This window comes from Pseudonocardia sp. P1 (genome assembly GCF_000178675.2).
GTDB lineage: Bacteria > Actinomycetota > Actinomycetes > Mycobacteriales > Pseudonocardiaceae > Pseudonocardia.
Genome location: NZ_ADUJ02000001.1, coordinates 5,035,208 through 5,054,649 on the forward strand (window position 1 = coordinate 5,035,208; position 19,442 = coordinate 5,054,649).

A 19,442-nucleotide genomic window follows, 5' to 3' on the forward strand; every position below is an offset into this window, starting at 1 on the left:
GCGTCCTACGACGACGAGAGGACCGGACCGGCCGACGGTCCGGAACGGTCCCGGAAGGATCCCGATGCGCAACGTGGTCACCCCACCCCCCGTGAAGCCCCGCCGTACCGGGCGCCGGCTGCTGGTCACCTTCGGAGCCCTCGTGCTCGTGCTGCTGCTCGTCGTGGGCGGCGGGCTCGTGTACCTGGTGTCGAGCGTCGGCAACGACGTCCCGCGCATCCCGGGCGCCTTCCAGGGCCTCGACGCCGGCGACCGTCCGGCGACCTTCGGCGGCACGACGTTCCTGCTCGTCGGCACCGACTCCCGCTCGGACGCCCCGACCACCGGCAGCGGCGCCGAGGAAGGCGTCGACGCCGGGTCCGAGCGCAGTGACGTCATCATGCTCGGCACCTTCGCGCCGGACGGGCAGAGCGCCTCGGTCGTCTCGATCCCGCGCGACTCCTGGGTGGACATCCCCGGCCGTGGCATGAACAAGATCAACGCCGCCTACGCGTTCGGCGGGCCGTCGCTGCTGATCGGGACGGTCGAGCAGCTCACCGGCGTGCGCGTCGACCACTTCGGGGTCGTCGACTTCGCCGGGTTCACCTCGCTCGTCGACTCCGTCGGCGGGATCGACGTGACGGTCGCGCGGGCCACGAGCAACGCAGGCGTCGACTTCGTCCAGGGCGAGAACCACCTCGACGGCGCGCAGGCCCTGGCCTACGTCCGGCAGCGCTACGACCTGCCCAACGGCGACATCGACCGCGCCGCGCGCCAGCAGAACGCGATGAAGGCGCTGCTGGAGCAGGTGCAGCGCAAGGCGACGACCGACCCGGCCGCGCTGTACACGTTCGCGACGAGCGTGGGAGACGCGGTGAGCATCGACGACTCGTTGTCCAACACCGGCCTGGTGCAGCTGGCGGTGGAGTACCGCAACCTGCGCGGCTCCGACGTCAGCTTCCTGACGGCGCCGGTCGCCGGCCTGGGCCGGGAGGGCGCGCAGTCGGTGGTGTACCTCGACGACCAGCGCGGCCCGCAGCTGTGGGACGCGATCCGGAACGGGTCGGTCGAGCAGTACGCCGACGCGAACCCGTCCGAGACGCTCAGCGGCACCCCGTCCTGAGACGCACGACGGGCCGGTACGCAGCTCGCGTACCGGCCCGTCGTCGTCCGTGGGGGCGCCTCAGGGCGTCACCAGACCTTCCAGGGGGCCTCGTCGCGGGACCAGAGCCCGTTGAGGTGCTGGAAGTCCTTGTAGGTGTCCATGGCCGACCAGAAGCCGTCGTGGCGGTGGACGTTCAGCTGGCCGTCGCGGGCGAGCTTCTGCAGCGGGGTGTGCTCCAGCCACAGCTGCGGGTCGTCGTCGAGGTAGTCGTCGAGGAACTCGCGCTTGAAGGCGAAGAACCCGCCGGAGACGAAGCCCGAGACCTGGGTGGGCTTCTCGTTGAACTCGACGACCTCGTTGCCCTCGACGTTCATCTCGCCGAACTTCGAGGTGGGGTGCACGCCGGTGACGGTGCCGACCTTCCCGGACTCCTCGTGCTCCTTGGTGAGCCGGACGATGTCGATGTCGGAGACACCGTCGCCGTAGGTCAGCAGGAAGTTGTCGGTGTCGACGTAGTCGCGGATCGCGCGGACGCGGGCGCCGGTCGCCGTCTCCAGGCCGGTCTCCGCGAAGGTGATCTCCCAGTCCTCGTCGACCCCGTTGTGGAAGTCGATCTGGTGCTTCTCACCCATGTTGAGCGTGAAGTCCGCCAGCCGCGCCCGGTAGTCGAGGAAGTACTCCTTGATGGCCCAGGACTTGTAGCCGAGGCAGAGGACGAAGCGGCGGAAGCCGGCCTGGCGGTAGAGCTTCATGATGTGCCAGACGATCGGGCGTCCGCCGATCTCCACCATGGCCTTGGGGAGGGACTCGCTGGCCTCGCGGATGCGGGTGCCCTGGCCTCCGCAGAGGATGACGACTGGGGTGTCGGGGTGCATACGGACCTTTCGTCGGCTCGGGGGAGCCGCTCGCCGGCGCTGGGGGGAGCGTGCCTCGGCCGGACAAGCTACTCGCTTCCCGGCTACCCGCGCCGATCACGGCGAGGACTGTGACCAAGCCCCCGACGGTGCCGGGAAACCCTGCTCACCAGGTCTTCCACGGTGCGTCGCCGCCTGACCACAGGCCGTTGAGGTACTGGAAGTCCTTGTAGGTGTCCATCGCGCACCAGAAGCCGTCGTGCCGGTGGACGTTCAGCTGCCCGTCGCGGGCGAGCTTCTGCAGCGGCTCGTGCTCGAGCCACAGGTCGTCGCTCTCGGAGTCGAGGTACTCGGCCAGGAACTCGCGCCTGAACGCGAAGAACCCGCCGGAGACGAAGCCGGAGACCTGGGTCGGCTTCTCGTTGAACTCGACGACCTCGTCGCCCTCGACGTTCATCTCACCGAACTTCGACGTCGGGTGGACGCCGGTGATCGTCCCGAGCTTCCCGGACGCCTCGTGCTCCGCGGCCAGCGCGGCGATGTCGATGTCGGAGACGCCGTCGCCGTAGGTCAGGAAGAAGTGGTCGGTGTCGACGTACGGGGCGATCTTCCGGACGCGGGCGCCGGTCGCGGCCTCCAGGCCGGTCTCGGCGAAGGTGATCTCCCAGTCCTCGTCGACGCCGCCGTGGAAGTCGATGCGGTGGCGGTCGGACATGGCCAGGGTGAAGTCGACCTGCCGGGCCCGGTAGTCGAGGAAGTACTCCTTGACCGCCCAGCTCTTGTAGCCGAGGCAGAGGACGAAGCGGCGGAAGCCGGCCTGGCGGTAGAGCTTCATGATGTGCCAGACGATCGGTCGGCCACCCACCTCCACCATGGCCTTCGGGAGGGACTCGCTGGCCTCGCGGATGCGGGTGCCCTGGCCTCCGCAGAGGATGACGACGGGGGTGTCGGGGTGCAATGCGGGCCTCTCGTCGGCGCTGGGGGCGCGTGCTTCGACGGATGAAAGTACCGCGCAGCGGATCGCCAGCCCTCCGCGGAGGCCTCGACCGGTCTCTGGAAGATCAGTAACGGCTACCCCCGTCTGGTCGATGTACGGGCGTAAAAGTCCTGACTACGGCAACTGTGTGCAATATTCGCAGCACTGAGCACGCTCCCGAGTTACCCCCGATGGGGTAACGCATTAGGCTCCGTGTCGGAGGACGTCGAGCGGCTGCGCGACGTCGGTGCCCGCGTCTTCGGACGTCGAAGCACCTCTTCGTCAGCCGTGATCATCACCAAGCGCATGATCGGGATGGCGGATGAATTTGCGTGGGCACCTTCGTGTGCTGGGCGAGCGCTGGATCGTCATCGCAGTCTGTGTCGGGCTGGGGATGCTCAGCGCTGCTGCGGTCTCGTTCGGACGATCGCCGGAGTACACGGCGCAGACCTCGTTGTTCGTGACGACTCAGGTCGTCAACAACCCGCAGGACGCCTACCAGGGTGCCCAGCTCTCCCAGGACCGCATCACCTCCTACGTCGAGTTGGTGACCGGCGACCGGGTGCTCGGAGAGACAGGTCGACGTCTAGGGCTCGCGACGACGCCTGCCGATCTCGCAGCACAGGTGGGTACGAGCAGTTCTCCGAACTCCGTGATCTTCGGGGTGACGGCGACGGATCCGTCGCCCCAGCGGGCGGCCGACATCGCAAACACGGTCGCCGAGGTGACCGGCGAGGTCGTCGGGGAACTGGAACGGCCCCAGAACGACCAGAACCTCACCTACGTCGGAGCACGGGTGATCCAGCCGGCTGCCGTACCGGATACCCCGTCGTCACCGGGGGCGGCTTTCCTGCTCGCACTGGGGTTGGCGGTCGGGCTGGTGATCGGTGTGGTTGCGGCCTATGTCCGCGACGCGCTCGACAACACTGTGACCACCTCCGACGAGGCAGCCGCGATCGTGAAGGCGCCGGCCCTCGGCGCGGTCCTGCTGGACCCGAGCGTTCCGGCCACGCCACTCACCGTTCACGAGTCGCCGAACACCCCGATCTCCGAGAACTTCCGGCGGATCCGTACGAACCTGCAGTTCGTCGACGTGGACAAACCGCGGAAGGTCGTGGTCGTCACCAGTGGTGTCGCTGGAGAAGGTAAGTCGACCACCACCGCCAACCTGGCCACCGCGGTGGCGTCCACGGGGCGGCGAGTCCTACTGATCGAAGGTGATCTGCGTCGTCCGGGCGTCTCGGCGCTGTTCGGCGTCGACCGGGCTGTCGGACTGACGACCGTCCTCTCCGGCGGGTTGTCGCTCGGGCGTGCCGTTCACAACTGGGGCGGTGGTTCGCTGGATCTGCTTCCGAGCGGTGCGCTTCCGCCGAATCCGAGTGAGCTTCTCGGAAGCAATCAGATGCGTACTCTGCTCCACGAGGCACGGGTCACCTACGACCTCGTTCTCATCGACACCCCGCCGGTGCTACCGGTCGCCGATGCCGCTGCGCTCCTTCCCGCTACCGACGGAGCGCTGCTGCTCTGCGGTTACGGCCGCACCACGACTCAGCAACTCTCCTCTGCTTCCCATGCGCTGCGTGCGGTGTCCGGAAACGTCCTCGGCGTGATTCTCACGCTCGTGCCCGCTCGGCGTATCGGTCGCGACTCCGGCTACGACGGCACCTACGAGAGCGTGCGTGACGGCCAGGCCGGTGGGACCTATCGCCACGGCGCGGCCGAGGACTCCCCTCCGCGCGCCTCAGCGGGATGGCCGCGTTCTGCGAGCGCATCGGCTCCGCGGGCCAGCGAGCGAACCACATGGGTGCAACGTCCTGGCCGCTGATCGAGCCGTCCGAGTCCCGTGAGGGTGCGAGGGAGATGAGAACTACGTGCACATCAGCATGATCGGTACGCGAGGAGTTCCCGCACGCTATGGCGGATTCGAGACCGCCGTGGAGGAGATCGGGCGCCGGCTAGCGGACAGAGGACACCAGGTCACCGTCTACTGCCGTGGCCGGGACGATGCGTCCACCCACCATCTCGGCATGCGGCGGGTCGTGCTTCCGAGCTTGCGGGGCCGCTCAGTCGAAACGCTCTCACACACGTTCCTGTCGGTCTTGCATGCTGTCCGACGTCGGCATCAGCCGGACGTCGCTCTCGTGTTCAACGCGGCCAACGCTCCACTGATCATCTTCCTGAAGATCCTTCGGATACCGGTGGCAGTGCATGTGGACGGGCTCGAGTGGCGCAGGGCGAAATGGGGTCGTGCTGGTCGCACCTACTACCTGCTGTGCGAGCGGTTCGCTGCCCGAATGGCCGATGCATTGATCGCCGATGCTCGCGGTATCGAGGACTACTACCGTCGCAAGTACGGGGTGGGCAGCGACTTCATCGCCTACGGCGCTCCCGAGGTCGAACCGGACAGACCCGAGTTGCTGGATCCGCTTGGCCTCGAAGCCGGCCGCTATCACCTGGTCGTCGCGCGCATGGAGCCGGAGAACCACGTCGACGTGATCGTGGACGGCTACACGCGTAGCGGCGCTGTGCTGCCGCTGGTCGTTGTCGGGTCCGTGCCGTACGAGACCGAGTACAACCGCCGTGTAGCCGATCTCGCCGCCGCCGACGAACGGGTTCAGCTGGTCGGGGCGGTGTGGGATCAGGATCTGCTGGACCAGCTCTATGCAAACTGCGCCAGTTATCTACACGGGCACTCGGTCGGCGGCACCAACCCGTCGCTGCTGCGCGCGATGGGCGCCGGTGCTTACGTCGTCGCCTGGGACGTCGACTTCAATCGCGAGATCGTCCGGGACGACGGTTCGTACTTCGGTGATGCCACTGCGGTGGCCGAACGGGTCGAGGACGTCGAGGCCGCGCCGGACAGGGTCGAGGAGCAAGGACGGGCCGGCAAGAAGCACGTCCTGGCGACCTACGCCTGGGAGGCGGTGACCGAGGACTACGAGGCCCTCGCCCGGCGCCTGGACGCTCGGGGCCGCGACGGCGCGGCCGGACGGTGAAGGGGGCAGTCCGTTGAGGGCGATCTCCCGATTGCTCCGCGGTAGGCCGGCCGACCTCGTCGGCCCGGCACTCGTGGCGGCGATCGTCGCCGGCGTCGTGCCGATCGGATACGCGGTGGCAGCACTGACCCATCGCAACGGGAGTGTTGTCGGTGTCGTGCTGGTCCTCGTCCTGGTCGCGCTGGTCGCAGCGGCGACGGCACCGGTTCACGTCCTGCCTTCCGCGGCACTCGTCCTCTATGCAGTGCTACCCCAGCAACTGATCGGCTACGGGTACTTCGGTCTCACCCCGGCCCTGGTGGTGATCCTCTTCTGGGCGGTGCGGAGGTGGCCTGCGGCGCCGGCTGTTCGTCCTGACCCGATCCACCGGGGGTGGCTCGCAGCGCGGTTCGCAGCGGCGCTACTCGTGCTGTGGACCACCTACCTGATGCTGGTCCGGCCTCCGACCGTAAGCGGCGGGGGCCCGTCGGCCCGGGAGTGGCTGATCAGCTTCGCTGTCGGCACCGTGCTCGTACTCTTCGTGCGGGTGTCCGGTCGTGAAGCCGATCTACTCGTGCGGACGCTGGCGGTGGTGACCGTCGCTGCGGCCGTGTTCGCCGTGGTCGAGGTCGCGATCCAGCAGAACCCGATCTACATGCCGCTCTATGACGCGGTCGGTCGGGGCCTTCAGCTCGACGGTGGTGTTCATCGCGCCAGCGTCGGGTTCGGGCACCCGCTGTATGCCGGGACCTTCTTCACGGTGGCCTTCGCAGTGTTCTTCGTCCGCTGGATCGACGACGTGCCGCAGAGCCTGATCCCGCTGATCGCCGCTGTCGCGGGTGCGGCCTCGACAGTGTCTCGCGGTGCACTCGCGGTCGCCGCTGTCGTCGGCGCGGTCGTCACCGTCGTCCGTCTGCCACAGCTGCGTCGCACCCGATCTCCGAAGCCCATGCGGCTGCTCGCGCTGGCGCCCTTGGCAGTTGCAGCGGTGGCGGCCTCGGGTCTCCTCGGAGCACGGACGAGCACCGGCGAAGCCGCACGATCCAGTGAGGTGCGGGGGGACAACGTGGCCGAGGCCATTGCGTTGGCGCGTTCCTCCGGCTGGACCGGCAGCGGGCCGACCACGGCAGACCCGCTCACCATCGCGCTCTCGCACGGCGCCTACCCGATGGAGAACTCCCTGCTGCAGATTCTCGTCAGCCTGGGTGTTCCCGGCCTGGTGCTGCTCCTGGCGACGCTGGCCCTGGTGGTAGCCGCAGCAGCGCGTTCGGGTGCGCACGCCGGAGCCGCCGGTGTCGTGGCCTTCGCCGCGGTGACGGCCGGCTACAACGGCCTGGAGGGGCTCCTCCCGCTGCACAGCCTCCTTGGTCTGGTCTTCCTGCTCTGCCTGGCCGGTGGGCAGTTGCCGGCTCGGACCGACTCTCCCCGCACAACGTCCCCGGGCCTCCGGGCCCCACGACCTTCGAACGGACCGGTGTGAACCCCACTCTCTCCACCCTGGTCGTCGTGATCACGTATCGGTCCGGCGCCGCCGTGGCCGACCTTGCCGCGACCATCAGCGGCTGGCTCATCGGCGGATCAGATCGCGCGGCGGTGTTCCTGGACAACAGTGACGACCACGAGTGCGTCGCGACGGCGCGTGCCGCGGTCGACCCGTCCGTGTCCGACCGGTTCCTGGCCGAGGTCGCGCCGTGCAACCTCGGGTTCTCCTTCGGCGTCAACCACGCCGTCGAGCTCGGCAGGGCACGATGGGGCGAGCCGCAGGTCGTCCTGCTGCACAATCCGGACGTCGCGACCTCCGCGCAGGTCCTGGACCGCGTCGTGGCGCTCGCCGAGGAGCCTGGCATCGGCGTCGCGGCACCGACCCTTCTGGCACCCGACGGGACCGTCGACCGTGGCTCGGCCCGCAGGGTCTGGAACAAGCGCCGGTTGTTCGCGACGCTGGTCGGTCTGCCTGCGCTACCTGGGCTACTGGGGACCCCACGGCGCTCGATCTCCGTCGACGGCCCGGGCGTGCATGACGTCGACTTCACCTCCGGTGCCTATATGGCGATCCGCAAGGAGGTGTTCGGCAGGGGGCTGGACACCCGGCTCCCGATGTATCTCGAGGACCAGGAGATCTGTCATCGGTCGCACGCCCTCGGATATCGGGTCGTGGTGTCCGGTGACCTGTCCGCCGAGCACGTCGGCGGGGTCAGCCGGAAGTCGAACACGGCGCAGCGCCGCCAGCTCCGGCTCATGGAACTGGTCGTCGCCCCCTGTCTGTCGCTGATGGACACCTCCGGGGTAGGCGAGAGTCCGCTGAAGCTGCTGGTGGCGGCCGGTGGCCTGGTCAGGGGAGCACTGGCGGTCCCGGCGGCGTTCGGGCAGCGGCGGGAGCGCGCCACCTGGTTGCGCGACCAGCTGACGCTCTCGGTGTGGTTCGTCCGGTGGGCGGTGACCCCTGGCCCGATCGGGGACGTCGAGTGGAACCGGTCGACGCGGCCGACGGAAGCGGGCTGATCGACGATGCGTGTACTCCTGGCCAGCAAGTTCTTGCACCGGGTGGGCGGCGTGGAGACGTACCTGGAATGGCTCGCGGGCGAGCTCACAACCCGCGGTCACGAGGTGGCCTTGTTCGGGATGGAGGCACCGAGTGGATCGTCGCCCATCGCGCCCGGCTCTCCTCGATTCGAGACGCCCGCTCGCAGCTACACATCCGGAAGTCTCCGGGAGCGGCTCGACGACGCGGCGAGCAGCGTCTACTCGGTGGCGAACGAACGACGGATGGCGGCGGCACTGGAGCAGTTCGCGCCGGATGTCGTGCACTTCCACGGCACCTGCTACCAGTTGACGAGCGCCGTCGTCCGGGCTGCCGGCGGGCGCGGGATCGGTCGCGTCGTGACGGCGCACGAGTACAAGCTCGTGTGCGCGAACCAACGCCTGTGGGCCGACTCCACGTCCGACCTGTGCCAGGTGTGCGTCGGCGCTTCTCCGGTGCGTCGCGCGATCAACCCGGTGCGGCGCCGGTGCATCAAAGGCAGCCTCGGCGCGTCCGCGGTGGGTGGAGTCGAGACGATCGTCAGCGACCGGATCATGCGTGGTGCCGGCGACATGATCGTCCACTGCCCGTCGCGATTCATGGAGCGGACGCTGCACGCAGACGGATGGTCGCCGGCGCGGACTGAGGTGCTCGATCTTCCCTGGCGAGAGACTCCCCACCGTCGGGATGCCGAGGCGACCGGTCTGCTCTACATGGGCCGGCTCGCACCGGAGAAGGACGTACTGACCGTCCTACAGGCATGGAAGGCACTCGGTACGCGCACCGGCGACCGGATACTGACGATCGCCGGCACGGGAGCCGACGAACCGCAGCTGCACCGCTACGTGGCGGAGCACGCGGTGGACCGCGTCTGCTTCGTCGGACACCTCACTCCCGACCAGATCGGTGCGACCCTGCGGACCACCGCCGCGACGCTGCACCCTGCGATCTGGTTCGAGAACAGCCCGTTCAGCGTGCGGGAGAGCCTCATGGCTCGCGTGCCCGCTCTGGTGGCGGACCGTGGGGGCATGCCGGAGCTGGTCACCGACGGGGTGACCGGGATGGTGTCCGAACACTCGGTCGCGGGATGGAGCGGGACGATCGAGCGATTCCTCGGCGGTGAGATCGCTTCACCACAGGCGTTCGAGGAGGAGTTGGCCGATCGGGTGACGAGTGGGGATCAGCACTTCCGCGCGCTCACGAGGCTGTACGGGCGGGCACAGGCTGCCGCCGCGATCCGGACCTCTCGATGACATCCCCCGCCTACCCGGACTGTCGTCACCGATGAGGAAGACATTCCTCTCCGCCTCGATCGCCCGAGTGGCGGGTGCCGTCGCACAGGCGGCGATGGGCATCGCGCTTGCGCGCTCAGTGGCACCGTCCGAGTACGGCGTCGTGACCGCACTGATCGGCGTGTTCCTGGTGTGGTTCATCGTCGCCGACGTCGGCATGTCCAGCTTCGCCGGCCGCTCGTACGCCGTAGGCAAGATCGACGAGGTCCGCACGATCCTCTGGTTCAGCGGACGGGCGGCTCTCGGCGGCACCATCGGCGGTGTCGCCCTCCTGGCGCTGGTCGTCCCCGGAGTCCCCAGGACGCTGCTCGCTGCACTGTCGCTGCTGGTCATCGCCCAAGGGCTGGAGAAGTACTGCGAGACCAGGCTCGCGGTCGTCATCGCCGCCGACCTCGCCACGGCGGTCGCTACGTCGATCCTGCTCCGCCGTCTCGTGAGTTGCGCGGTGTTCCTGCTCCTGCTCGTCGCCGACGCGGGTCCGGGCACGATGCTGTACGCGATCGGTATGGCTTCGGGCGCCGCAATCGGATCGGTACACATCAGACAGCTGCTGCGGCGACATGGCGTCGTCGCTCGGCGAGCGACTGCCGTCGTAGACGTCTTGCGCAGATCGGTGCCCTTTGCGATCAATGACCTGTCCGTCCAGAGCCGTGCCCTGGACGTGTTTCTCGTGGCCGCACTGACCTCACCGGCCGGTGCCGGGTTCTACTCGGCCGCGTCGAAGCTGACGTCTCCGTTCCAACTCCTGTCCTCCACCTTGGCCGCGGTGGTGCTCCCGGCAACAGCGCGGGCGGACTACGGTGCTCGCCGCAGGCTGCTGCGCGCTGTCGTGGGACTCACCGCTGTGCTGACCATCCTGGCGGCACCTGTCGGATGGTTCGGCACCGAGGTGAGTGTCCTGCTGCTCGGCGATGCCTACGCCTCGGCCGGACCACTCGTCGCGGTGTTCGTCGTGACCTTCCCCGTCGTCGCCCTGGCCACTCCACTTGCAGCCTTGCTGCAGGGGATGGGGCGTGAACGATTCGTCGGGCTCCAGAGCCTTGTCAGCTCGGTCCTGCTCCTCGGCGCTGTCGCCGCTGGTGGAGGGTGGTGGGACGAGATGGGCGCCGCGACGGGGTTCGCCGTCGCGGCGGTGGGGAAGTACTTGAGTCTCGCTCTGGCGGCCTTCGTCGGGACCCGTCGGGAGCGGTCCGTCGCCACACAGGCACGGGAATGACGTCGTTCGCTCGGAACTACCGGAGGCGCTCCCGTGCCAGAGCATCCCGCAGACGCGACCACTGGCGGTCCGCATCGCCGACGCCTGCGCGGCTCCTCGCACGCTCTGCCGCGGATGAGCGCAGGCCGCGGAGCGCGGCCGGATCGCGGGCGAGCCGGCCCAGGATGCTCGCCATCGCGGCAGGCTCCGGCTCGACCAGGATCCCGCCGCCGTCGCGGAGGATCTCCCGCGTTCCCCCGAGGTCGTAACCGACGACTGGTGTCCCCACCAGGACCGATTCGATCGTCACCCGGCCGTATGCCTCGTTGCGTGAGCAGACCAGGCTGACGTCCGCGCCGGCGAGAACACCGATCGGGTTGCTGCTCGCTCCCCGGTAGCGGAGCACGGACTCGACATCGGCATCCCAGATCATGTCGTGCAGTCGTGCAAGGTCGTCGGGGGCTGCGTCGCCGTACAACTCGATCCGCACCGGTGCACCGCTCGCGACGATTCGCCTCGCAGCCTCGATGAGATCGAACTGGCCCTTCTCCGTGGAGAGGGTGCCCAACAGGACGGCCACCAGCATGTGCGGGGGCTCGTCGCGGACCTCGCTGACCGTCTCCGGGATCTCGATGGGCGGGTATTCGATCAACGTCGGCCGCCGGTACTGGGAGGCCGCATACTCCGACACGGCGATACTGACGTCGGACCAGGCATCGAGAGCGCGCACGATCAGAGCTTTCGGGATCAGCGAACGCAAGGTCGGGTTCGAGCGGATGCTCTCGCCGAGAATGATCGATCGGGGTGTGCCTGCGAGTGCCGCAGCCAAGAGCGGCGCGGGGGTGACCGTCGACCCGATGACGACGGCGTCAGGTCTCGTCCGACGTAACAGCATGAGCCAAGGAACGAGCTGGGCTAGCGACTGGAGAGTTCGCAACGCCCCCGTGAAGGTCCGATGCCGGACTCCCATCCACCACTGGCAGGGCTGGACGATCACTTCCGCCCCCGGCAGCCGGTCACGGATCAACCGCTCGATGGGCCCCTTGCGTGGAATCGACACGGTGACGTGGTCTCCACCTCGGGCCGCAGCGGAGGCAAGGGCCACGAGTGTGCGTTCGGCTCCCGCCGTCGACGATGAGTGAGCGACGAAGAGGACGTGCATGGGTGGTCCCTAGCCTGAGCTGATCTAGTCGGGCGGGCCGGACTGCGTGGGCGGCTCCGTGCATCTCATATCTGGTCGGCGACAGCCATGACGTATTCACCGTATCCGGATCCGGATTGTGCTCGGCCGAGGGCACGGCACTGTTCGGAGGTGATCCAGCCCATGCGCAGGGCGACCTCCTCGATGCACGCGATCCGGATGCCCTGGCGGTTTTCCAGGACCCGGACGTACTGGCCCGCCTCCATGAGGGACTCGTGGGTCCCGGTATCCAGCCATGCGAACCCGCGGCCGAGGTCGTGCAGGTGGGCACGACCCTGCTCGAGGTAGGCGCGGTTGACGTCGGTGATCTCAAGCTCGCCGCGGGCCGAGGGACCGATGCCGGCGGCGATGTCGACGACCTGGTCGTCGTAGAGGTAGAGCCCCGTGATGGCTCGGTCGGAGCGTGGCTCGACCGGCTTCTCCTCGATCGAGATCAGTGTGCCGTCGATGTCCGCCTCGCCGACGCCATAGCGTTGCGGATCTTTCACGGGATACCCGAACAGGACGCATCCGTACTCGCCGGTCGCAACGCTGCGCGCAGCGCACTGCAGGGTCGAGGAGAAGGACGGACCGTGGAAGATGTTGTCGCCGAGTACGAGTGCCGACGGGCCGCCGCGGACGTGGTCGGCGCCGATCACGAAGGCCTCGGCCAGGCCGTTCGGAGCGCGCTGCTCCGCATAGTCGATCTCGAGGCCGAACTGGCTCCCGTCGCCGAGGAGCCGCTGGAATCCGGGCAGGTCGTGCGGGGTGGAGATGAGCAGGATCTCGCGGATGCCGGCCAGCATGAGAGTGGCCAGAGGGTGGTAGATCATCGGCTTGTCGTAGACCGGCAGAAGCTGCTTGGACACGGCCCGCGTGATCGGAAACAGTCGGCTGCCGGTCCCCCCGGCCAGGATGATGCCCTTCACGGTCGCGCGTTCCTTTCGAGGTCGTCCGAGGCTTCGGCGCGCTGCAGTCGAGACGGGACGTGTCTCGACGAGGTGGCGCGGAAGGGTCGTGGCTCAGCACGACCGGCTTCCCTCGTGTTCTGGCGACGAGTGTGCACAGGAGTGATGGTGTCGGGGCTCCCTAGAGCAAGTCGTCGATTGAGTCATGGAAAACTATCAGTAGTTCACCCGGCTGGGTGGATGAGCTCCACGATCGGCGAGGTGTGCATGCGACTGGTGGTCACAGGTGGTGCCGGGTTCATCGGCTCCCATTTCGTGCGAACCCTCGTGAATGGCGGCTATGAGCCGTTCACGGGTGCGGACGTGACGGTCCTGGATGCCTTCACCTACGCAGGTCGGGAGGAAAACCTCGACTCCGTCAGCGACTCTCCGCAGCTGCACGTTCAGCGAGCCGACATCCGTGACCCGGTCCGGGTCGCCGAGGTACTGGCGGGAGCGGACGTCGTCGTACACTTCGCGGCCGAGACCCACGTTGATCGATCGATCACCGGTGCCGCAGACTTCGTGACGACGAACGTCGTCGGGACTCAGGTGCTGCTACAGGCGGCGCTCGACCTGGGAGTGGGGCGTTTCGTGCACGTCTCGACCGACGAGGTCTATGGGTCGATCGACGAAGGGTCGTGGCCCGAGAACCATCCGCTGGAGCCGAACTCGCCGTACTCGGCGGCGAAGGCTGGAAGCGATCTCCTGGCGCGTTCGTACCACCGGACGCACGGACTGGATGTCGTCATCACCCGGTGCTCCAACAACTACGGGCCTTACCAGTTCCCCGAGAAGGTCATCCCGCTCTTCGTGACGAACCTGCTCGATGGGCAGAGGGTGCCGCTCTACGGCGATGGGCTGAACGTCCGGGACTGGCTACACGTCGACGACCACTGTCACGGGATCGCTCTCGCCGCAGCGAAGGGAGGGGCGGGCGAGATCTACAACATCGGCGGCGGCACGGAGCTCCAAAACCGCGAGCTCACTGCCCGACTGCTCACTGCTGTCGGCGTCGGCGACGAGATGATCGAGCGAGTGCCGGATCGGAAGGGACACGATCGGCGGTACTCGGTGGACTGGTCCAAGATCCACGACGAGCTGGGCTACGAGCCGCGACGCTCTTTCGATGATGGGCTCGCCGAGACGGTCGCCTGGTACCAGGAGAATCGCGGCTGGTGGGAGCCGCTGAAGAACGGAGTGGTCCGGTGAAGGCCACCGAGCTCGGTATTTCGGGAGCGTGGCTGTTCGAGCCGACCGTCTTTCCTGACCCACGTGGCAGGTTCACCGCACCGTTCCAGGGACCGGTGTTTCGCGAAGCTCTCGGCTTCGACCTCTCCGTCATGCAGTCCAACCAGTCGGTGTCGTCTCGCGGAGTCGTACGCGGCGTTCACTATGCCGACGTACCTCCGGGTCAGGCGAAATACCTGTACATCGCGGCCGGCGCTGTGCGGGACGTCATCGTCGACATCCGTGTCGGGTCACCGACATTCGGACAGTTCGAAGTCGTCGATCTGGACGCCGACTCGATGCGAGCCGTGTACCTGTCCGAGGGGCTCGGACACGCGTTCCAGGCGATGACCGACGGCACCGTTGTGGGATACCTGTGTTCCACGTCGTACGCGCCGGAACGAGAGCACGGGATCACTCCGATCGACCCGCAACTCGCTATCCCATGGGTGGCCGGTGTCGAGCCGGTGCTGTCGGAGAAGGACCGCGAAGCACCCACGCTGGCCGAGGCTGAGGCGGCCGGATCGCTGCCGACCTGGGACGCCTGTCAGGACTGGTACGCCAGCCTCCGAGCGCCTCACTGAATCAGGGCCGCGCCAGAGTCTGGTTGGTCCTGGAGTGACGGCCGGCATCGGTCGTTGAACTCGGGCGACGTGGTGGTCGGGTACCTGGACCGCCGCCGTACGGAATTCGGCGGCATGGAGGCCGGTCCGGGCCTGATCGTCGTGGCGCCGAGGGTGTCGTGGGTCGCGATTCGGGACGGCTCCCGAGGGCGAGATCGGTCTTGCCTCCCATGCTGGTCGCCATGCCGTCGTCGAGGGAGGAACTCGGCGGCTCGGGCGCCTGGTCGAGCAGGCTCACGCCACCCGGGCGGGAGATCGAGACCGGTTCCGGCTACTCGTGGCGCGCTACGGGCAGTACGTGTGGCTCGGCAGCTCCGGGAGTGGCGACGTCTGGCGGTCGGCGGGTCGGTGAGCATCCCGGGGAGTGGTGCTCCCGACGTTCCGGCTCAGGGCGACTCGTCGCGGTCGATGTACGGCCGGGCGAGCCCGTGAGCCGTCCCGAACGGGATGCCTGTCTGCTCTCCGAGTCGGGGCCAGGACATGCCTTCCCGCTGGTAGAGCGCCGCGAGCAGCCGCCCCAGCCGCTCCCGCGCCGCGTCCCGATCGGTGTCGGCGAGACGGACGGCCTGAATCAGTTCGTCGTCGCTCAGCTCGTCGGTCGGACGGGCGAGCAGGCTCGCGAGCTCGGCGAGCTGGTCCGGATCCACACCCCGAGTGTTTGCCGTGCTAGCTTTCGAGTACTCGAAAGCCGCATGGACGAGGAGTGCCACAGCAGTGACGGATGAGGTCTTTGCGGTTCACACAGCCCGACAGGGTTCGGTCGGCGCGGTCGAGGTCGTGTTCCGCTGCGAGCAGGAAGCGAGGAGGTACGCCGCAGACCGGTCGTGTGACCATCGGGTCCTGTCGGCGTCGGTGACGTCCTTCAGGGTCGGGGTCCTCGGAACTCGTCGGCCGGTGTGCTGGTTCCAGCTCGGCGAGGAGCAGGACATCAAGTTCGACCGGCCGGGGATGTTCGGCCGTTGACCGACCGCGCGCTCGCCGCGGCGCTGCCGTCGAACGAGTTCCTCGCCGGCCGATGACCCCTTTCGTCCGGCGGCGGTCGTGTCGTCAGTACGCGCCGCCGCCGCGCAGGACGGCGCCGACGGTGCGGAAGAGGATCTGCAGGTCGAACAGCGGGGACCAGCGATCGACGTATTCGGCGTCGAGGCGGATCGACTCGTCCCAGCTCAGGTCGCTGCGGCCGGAGACCTGCCAGAGGCCGGTGAGGCCGGGCTTGACCGCGAGCCGGCGGCGGGCGACGGCGCAGTACTGCTCGACCTCCCGGCGGAGCGCCGGGCGCGGCCCGACCAGGGCCATCGTGCCGCCGACGACGTTGAACAGCTGCGGCAGCTCGTCCAGGGAGCACGTGCGGATGATCCGGCCGACCGGGGTGATCCGCGGGTCGTGCGCCATCTTGAACAGCGGGCCGGCGCCCTCGTTGCTCGCGGCCAGGGCGGCGAGGCGGGCCTCGGCGTCGACGCACATCGAGCGGAACTTGAGCATCCGGAAGTCCTGACCGTCACGGCCGACGCGGGTCTGCCGGAAGAGGACCGGGCCACCGTCGAGCCTGACCGCGAGGGCGACCGCCAGCATGACCGGCGCCAGCAGCACGATCAGCACCAGCGCGGCGACCGCGTTGAGGACCGCGTACCCGGTGCCTGCACGCCGGACCGCAGCCGCGTCGTCCGCGGTGACGGTCTCCGCCTGGACGCGACCCTCGGCCTCGACGACGGTCGAGACGGCGTCGGCGACGACGGCGGCGGCAGCGGCGGTGGCGCGAACGGCCTCGTCCACCGGGCCGGATGCCGTAGACGTCGTGCGCTGGGGAGCGGTCATGTCCCCTTCGTCGACGCCGCCGAACGGCCCATTAGCGGGGCCGCGGGCGGATCGCCAAACCTGATGATCGGCCCGCCCCGGCCGGTTCGATCATCAACATTGGGGATGTGACGCGGTCGAGGCCGTTCGGCGGAAATGACGGCGCCTCCCGGTGCGACTGAACGGACGAGAGTCCGTGGTCGGGGAGGTTCGTGTGACGTCGTTGGTGGAGCGTGCGGTGCCGCAGCAGCGGGTGCAGCCGGTGCACGTCCCGGACCGGGCCGGGGTGCAGGCTCGCGGGCCGCGCCACGCCCGCCGGCCGGGACCGGACGACCGGTTCCGCGTGCTCGTCGTCTGCACGGGCAACATCTGCCGGTCCCCGGCCGGTGAGCTGCTGATGCGCCACCTGCTCGTCGGGCGTCTGGGCGGTCGTGCGGCCGGCCGCGTCGAGGTGTCGAGCGCCGGTGTCCGCGCCGTCGTCGGGCACGGGATGCACCCGCTGTCCCGGGCGCAGCTGGCGCCGTGGGGACTGGACTCCCGCGCGGACGGGTTCGTCGCGCGGCAGCTGGACGACGCCGTCGTCGACGGGGTGGATCTCGTCCTGGGCGCGAACGTCCGGCACCGCTCGGCCGTGCTGGAGCGTCACCCGGAGCTGCTGGACCGGACGTTCGCGCTGCGGGAGTTCGCCCGGCTCTCCGCCGCGGTGGACGCCGCGTCGCTCCCGTCCGACCTGGTCGGGCGCGGCCGGGCACTGGTCGAGGCCGCCCGTGCGCTGCGGGGCACCGTCCCGCCGGCGGACGACACCGTCCCGGACCCGATGGGGGAGCCGGAGCAGGCGCACCGCGACGCCGTCGGGCTGATCTTCGGGGCGATGCACGGGATCGTGGACGTCCTCGCGCCGCGGCAGCGGGTCGCCACCGGCTGACGACGCCGCCGGGCCGTCGTTGGACGGGGGTTGGACCTTCGCCTCCGATGCTGGGCCCGAATCGGACGTCGGGAGGACACCGGCATGGGCATCCCCCTCAAGCCCTCGACCAGCGGCAGGCAGTACGCGGGCTGGGAGCCGCGGGCCGCCGCGATGGAGGGGCTGGGCAACCGGATCCTGCCGGACCAGGCGATCCCGGTCCCCGGCGACGACGGCGCCGGGGTGACGCTGCACGCCGACGTCTACCTGCCGACGGCGCCCGGCCGGTACCCGGCGGTCCTGTCGTTCGGGGGCTACAACACCGACCTTGACACCGCGGGCGTCCCGTCCGGCGCCAACGAGATCGGCTCGCCGCCGGTGTTCACCGACCGCGGGTACGCACCCGTCGTCGTCGAACGGCGAGGGGTGGGCCGGTCCACCGGTGAGCGGACCGACCTGTTCTCCGCCGCCGACGTCGACGACCACGAGCGGGCCATCGCCTGGGCCGCCGAGCAGCCCTGGTGCACCGGGGAGGTCGTGCTCTTCGGTACCTCGTACTACGCGATGACGCAGCTGATGGTCGCGGCACGCCGCCCGCCGGCGCTGCGGGCGTTCTTCGCCAACGAGGTGACGACCGACCTGTTCCGGCACGTCCTCCGGTTCGGCGGGGTGCCGGGGAGCTTCTTCCTCGGGGTCTGGGTCGGCGCGAACTTCACCGACGCGGCGCTGGCCCGGCGGATGTCGCCGAACGCGCGGGCGGTCGCCAGCCACCTGACCAACGGCCCGCTGCACACGCTCCTGGAGAAGGCGGTGCACGGGAACGTCTCGCGGATGTTCGCGTCGTTCCTCCGCAACACCCCGGCCGCCGACGCTGCGCGGCAGTACTCGCGCTGGACCTACGACGACACGACCCGCGACGAGGCGGGTGTCTGGGAGACGACGCGGGAGATGCTCGGCGCGATCGAGGTCCCGTTCGTGACCGTGCAGAACCTCGGCTACCTCAACCTGCACCAGTTCGGCGCCTACGACCTGTTCGAGCACGCCGGTACGGCGGACGGGCGGAAGTGGCTGATCCTCGCCCCGCCGGCGTACGACCTGCCCGTGTACTCGTGGCAGGGCGAGGCGCTCGCGTTCTTCGACCACGTCCTGCGCGGCAGCGACAACGGCTACGACGGGCAGCCGCCCGTCCGCTACTGGGTCGACGGCGACGACGGCTTCGCGACGTCGGCGACGTTCCCGCCGCCGGGCGAGCCGCGCCGGCTGTACCTCGGTGACGGCACGCTCGGGCCGGAACCGGCGCGGCCGGGCGTCGTCAGGTGGGCGGCGGTGCCGTTCGGGGTGCCGGTCCTGCCGGGGACGGGCGACCCGCAGGTCGTGACGTTCGACCACCCGGTCACCGAGGACGTCACCCTCGCCGGGCCGGTGACGGCGCGCCTCACGTTCTCCTGCAACGAGATCGACAGCTACGTGCTGGCCCGGCTGTCCCGGGTGGACGCCGGCGGCACCGTCCACCCGGTGTCCCTCGGTGCGCTGCGGCCGGTCGCCCGCACCGAGGACACGACGCGCGGCAGCGCCGTGGAGATCGCGATCGACTCCGGGGTCCGGGAGCCGCTCACGCCGGGCGAACCCGTCGTCCTGCGGTTCAGCCTGACGCCCGGGCCGGTGCGGCTGCGTGCGGGTGAGACGCTCCGGCTCGACGTCGGCAGCCGCACCGATCTGCTGCGCAGGGATCCGGGCGAGGGCTACGTGCAGTTCGACATGCCGGTGCCGCCGTACCTGAGCCGGAACACGCTGCACGTGGGGGACGGGAGCTGGGTCGACGTCACCGTCGTCGATGGTCACCGGGGTGCCACCCCGGGGTGACGCG

18 protein-coding genes are annotated in these 19,442 nt (G+C 69.2%); 12 read left to right on the forward strand and 6 right to left on the reverse strand.

Going from position 1 to position 19,442, the window contains the following annotated elements; genetic code table 11:
- Window positions 1-64: 64 nt before the first annotated feature.
- Window positions 65-1,102, forward strand: coding sequence for an LCP family protein (locus PP1_RS23295; RefSeq protein ID WP_010241194.1), 1,038 nt, complete (start codon window positions 65-67; stop codon window positions 1,100-1,102).
- A gap of 68 nt (window positions 1,103-1,170) precedes the next feature.
- Here PP1_RS23295 and PP1_RS23300 read toward each other — a convergent pair whose 3' ends face one another.
- Entirely contained in the window at window positions 1,171-1,959 is a 789-nt protein-coding gene (locus PP1_RS23300) for a glucose-1-phosphate cytidylyltransferase (protein WP_010241196.1), read from the reverse strand.
- A gap of 145 nt (window positions 1,960-2,104) precedes the next feature.
- A complete protein-coding gene (locus tag PP1_RS23305) occupies window positions 2,105-2,896 on the reverse strand; it encodes a glucose-1-phosphate cytidylyltransferase (RefSeq protein WP_010241198.1) in 792 nt (263 codons plus the stop codon).
- Window positions 2,897-3,236: 340 nt separating this feature from the next.
- On the opposite strand from PP1_RS23305, the gene PP1_RS23310 reads away from it, so the two are divergent.
- The 6 genes from PP1_RS23310 (at window position 3,237) to PP1_RS23335 (ending at window position 10,918) form a co-directional block, all read left to right on the forward strand.
- Window positions 3,237-4,739, forward strand: a complete 1,503-nt coding sequence (locus tag PP1_RS23310; protein ID WP_033200496.1) for a polysaccharide biosynthesis tyrosine autokinase — start codon at window positions 3,237-3,239, stop codon at window positions 4,737-4,739.
- Window positions 4,740-4,785: 46 nt separating this feature from the next.
- The gene (locus tag PP1_RS23315; protein WP_029239955.1) at window positions 4,786-5,910 is read left to right on the forward strand and encodes a DUF1972 domain-containing protein; all 1,125 of its coding nucleotides are present in this window, start codon (window positions 4,786-4,788) and stop codon (window positions 5,908-5,910) included.
- 73 nt (window positions 5,911-5,983) lie between these two features.
- Window positions 5,984-7,369, forward strand: coding sequence for an O-antigen ligase family protein (locus PP1_RS23320; protein ID WP_029239956.1), 1,386 nt, complete (start codon window positions 5,984-5,986; stop codon window positions 7,367-7,369).
- Window positions 7,366-8,391, forward strand: a complete 1,026-nt coding sequence (locus PP1_RS23325) for a glycosyltransferase family 2 protein (RefSeq protein WP_010241202.1) — start codon at window positions 7,366-7,368, stop codon at window positions 8,389-8,391. Before PP1_RS23320 ends, PP1_RS23325 begins: the two co-directional genes overlap by 4 nt.
- A gap of 51 nt (window positions 8,392-8,442) precedes the next feature.
- Window positions 8,443-9,663, forward strand: coding sequence for a glycosyltransferase (locus PP1_RS23330; protein ID WP_170918914.1), 1,221 nt, complete (start codon window positions 8,443-8,445; stop codon window positions 9,661-9,663).
- A 31-nt stretch (window positions 9,664-9,694) separates the two neighbouring features.
- A complete protein-coding gene (locus PP1_RS23335; protein WP_010241204.1) occupies window positions 9,695-10,918 on the forward strand; it encodes a lipopolysaccharide biosynthesis protein in 1,224 nt (407 codons plus the stop codon).
- A gap of 16 nt (window positions 10,919-10,934) precedes the next feature.
- Here PP1_RS23335 and PP1_RS23340 read toward each other — a convergent pair whose 3' ends face one another.
- Together PP1_RS23340 and rfbA are read right to left on the reverse strand one after the other, a co-directional pair.
- Window positions 10,935-12,059 carry a glycosyltransferase gene (locus PP1_RS23340; RefSeq protein WP_075314617.1) on the reverse strand — a complete coding sequence of 375 codons (1,125 nt, stop codon included), beginning with the start codon at window positions 12,057-12,059 and terminating at the stop codon, window positions 10,935-10,937.
- Window positions 12,060-12,124: 65 nt separating this feature from the next.
- A complete protein-coding gene (rfbA, locus tag PP1_RS23345; RefSeq protein ID WP_010241210.1) occupies window positions 12,125-13,006 on the reverse strand; it encodes a glucose-1-phosphate thymidylyltransferase RfbA in 882 nt (293 codons plus the stop codon).
- A gap of 246 nt (window positions 13,007-13,252) precedes the next feature.
- Here rfbA and rfbB point away from each other — a divergent pair, with 246 nt between their 5' ends.
- Together rfbB and PP1_RS23355 are read left to right on the forward strand one after the other, a co-directional pair.
- Window positions 13,253-14,236 carry a dTDP-glucose 4,6-dehydratase gene (rfbB, locus tag PP1_RS23350; protein WP_029239957.1) on the forward strand — a complete coding sequence of 328 codons (984 nt, stop codon included), beginning with the start codon at window positions 13,253-13,255 and terminating at the stop codon, window positions 14,234-14,236.
- On the forward strand, window positions 14,233-14,838 hold the full coding sequence (locus PP1_RS23355; protein ID WP_010241214.1) for a dTDP-4-dehydrorhamnose 3,5-epimerase family protein: 606 nt from the start codon (window positions 14,233-14,235) through the stop codon (window positions 14,836-14,838). Before rfbB ends, PP1_RS23355 begins: the two co-directional genes overlap by 4 nt.
- Before the next feature lie 425 nt (window positions 14,839-15,263).
- Here PP1_RS23355 and PP1_RS23360 read toward each other — a convergent pair whose 3' ends face one another.
- Window positions 15,264-15,524: a hypothetical protein gene (locus PP1_RS23360; protein WP_010241215.1), complete on the reverse strand. Its 261-nt coding sequence runs from the start codon at window positions 15,522-15,524 to the stop codon at window positions 15,264-15,266.
- Between the two features lie 67 nt (window positions 15,525-15,591).
- Here PP1_RS23360 and PP1_RS23365 point away from each other — a divergent pair, with 67 nt between their 5' ends.
- A complete protein-coding gene (locus PP1_RS23365; protein WP_010241216.1) occupies window positions 15,592-15,840 on the forward strand; it encodes a hypothetical protein in 249 nt (82 codons plus the stop codon).
- Window positions 15,841-15,924: 84 nt separating this feature from the next.
- Here PP1_RS23365 and PP1_RS23370 read toward each other — a convergent pair whose 3' ends face one another.
- Window positions 15,925-16,692, reverse strand: coding sequence for a sugar transferase (locus PP1_RS23370; protein ID WP_139323944.1), 768 nt, complete (start codon window positions 16,690-16,692; stop codon window positions 15,925-15,927).
- Window positions 16,693-16,885: 193 nt separating this feature from the next.
- Between PP1_RS23370 and PP1_RS23375 the strand changes: the two genes are divergently transcribed.
- Window positions 16,886-17,596: an arsenate reductase/protein-tyrosine-phosphatase family protein gene (locus PP1_RS23375; RefSeq protein WP_010241219.1), complete on the forward strand. Its 711-nt coding sequence runs from the start codon at window positions 16,886-16,888 to the stop codon at window positions 17,594-17,596.
- 84 nt (window positions 17,597-17,680) lie between these two features.
- Window positions 17,681-19,438 (forward strand): CocE/NonD family hydrolase, encoded by a 1,758-nt coding sequence (locus tag PP1_RS23380; RefSeq protein ID WP_010241221.1) that lies wholly within the window; start codon window positions 17,681-17,683, stop codon window positions 19,436-19,438.
- The last annotated feature ends 4 nt before the right edge of the window (window positions 19,439-19,442 follow it).

Excerpts from the sequence above, each read along its gene's own strand:
- PP1_RS23295 (WP_010241194.1), top strand. The coding sequence starts at position 65 with ATGCGCAACGTGGTCACCCCACCCCCCGTGAAGCCCCGCCGTACCGGG.
- PP1_RS23300 (WP_010241196.1), bottom strand. The coding sequence starts at position 1,959 with ATGCACCCCGACACCCCAGTCGTCATCCTCTGCGGAGGCCAGGGCACC.
- PP1_RS23310 (WP_033200496.1), top strand. The coding sequence starts at position 3,237 with ATGAATTTGCGTGGGCACCTTCGTGTGCTGGGCGAGCGCTGGATCGTC.
- PP1_RS23335 (WP_010241204.1), top strand. The coding sequence starts at position 9,695 with ATGAGGAAGACATTCCTCTCCGCCTCGATCGCCCGAGTGGCGGGTGCC.
- PP1_RS23340 (WP_075314617.1), bottom strand. The coding sequence starts at position 12,059 with ATGCACGTCCTCTTCGTCGCTCACTCATCGTCGACGGCGGGAGCCGAA.
- rfbB (WP_029239957.1), top strand. The coding sequence starts at position 13,253 with ATGCGACTGGTGGTCACAGGTGGTGCCGGGTTCATCGGCTCCCATTTC.
- PP1_RS23370 (WP_139323944.1), bottom strand. The coding sequence starts at position 16,692 with ATGACCGCTCCCCAGCGCACGACGTCTACGGCATCCGGCCCGGTGGAC.
- PP1_RS23380 (WP_010241221.1), top strand. The coding sequence starts at position 17,681 with ATGGGCATCCCCCTCAAGCCCTCGACCAGCGGCAGGCAGTACGCGGGC.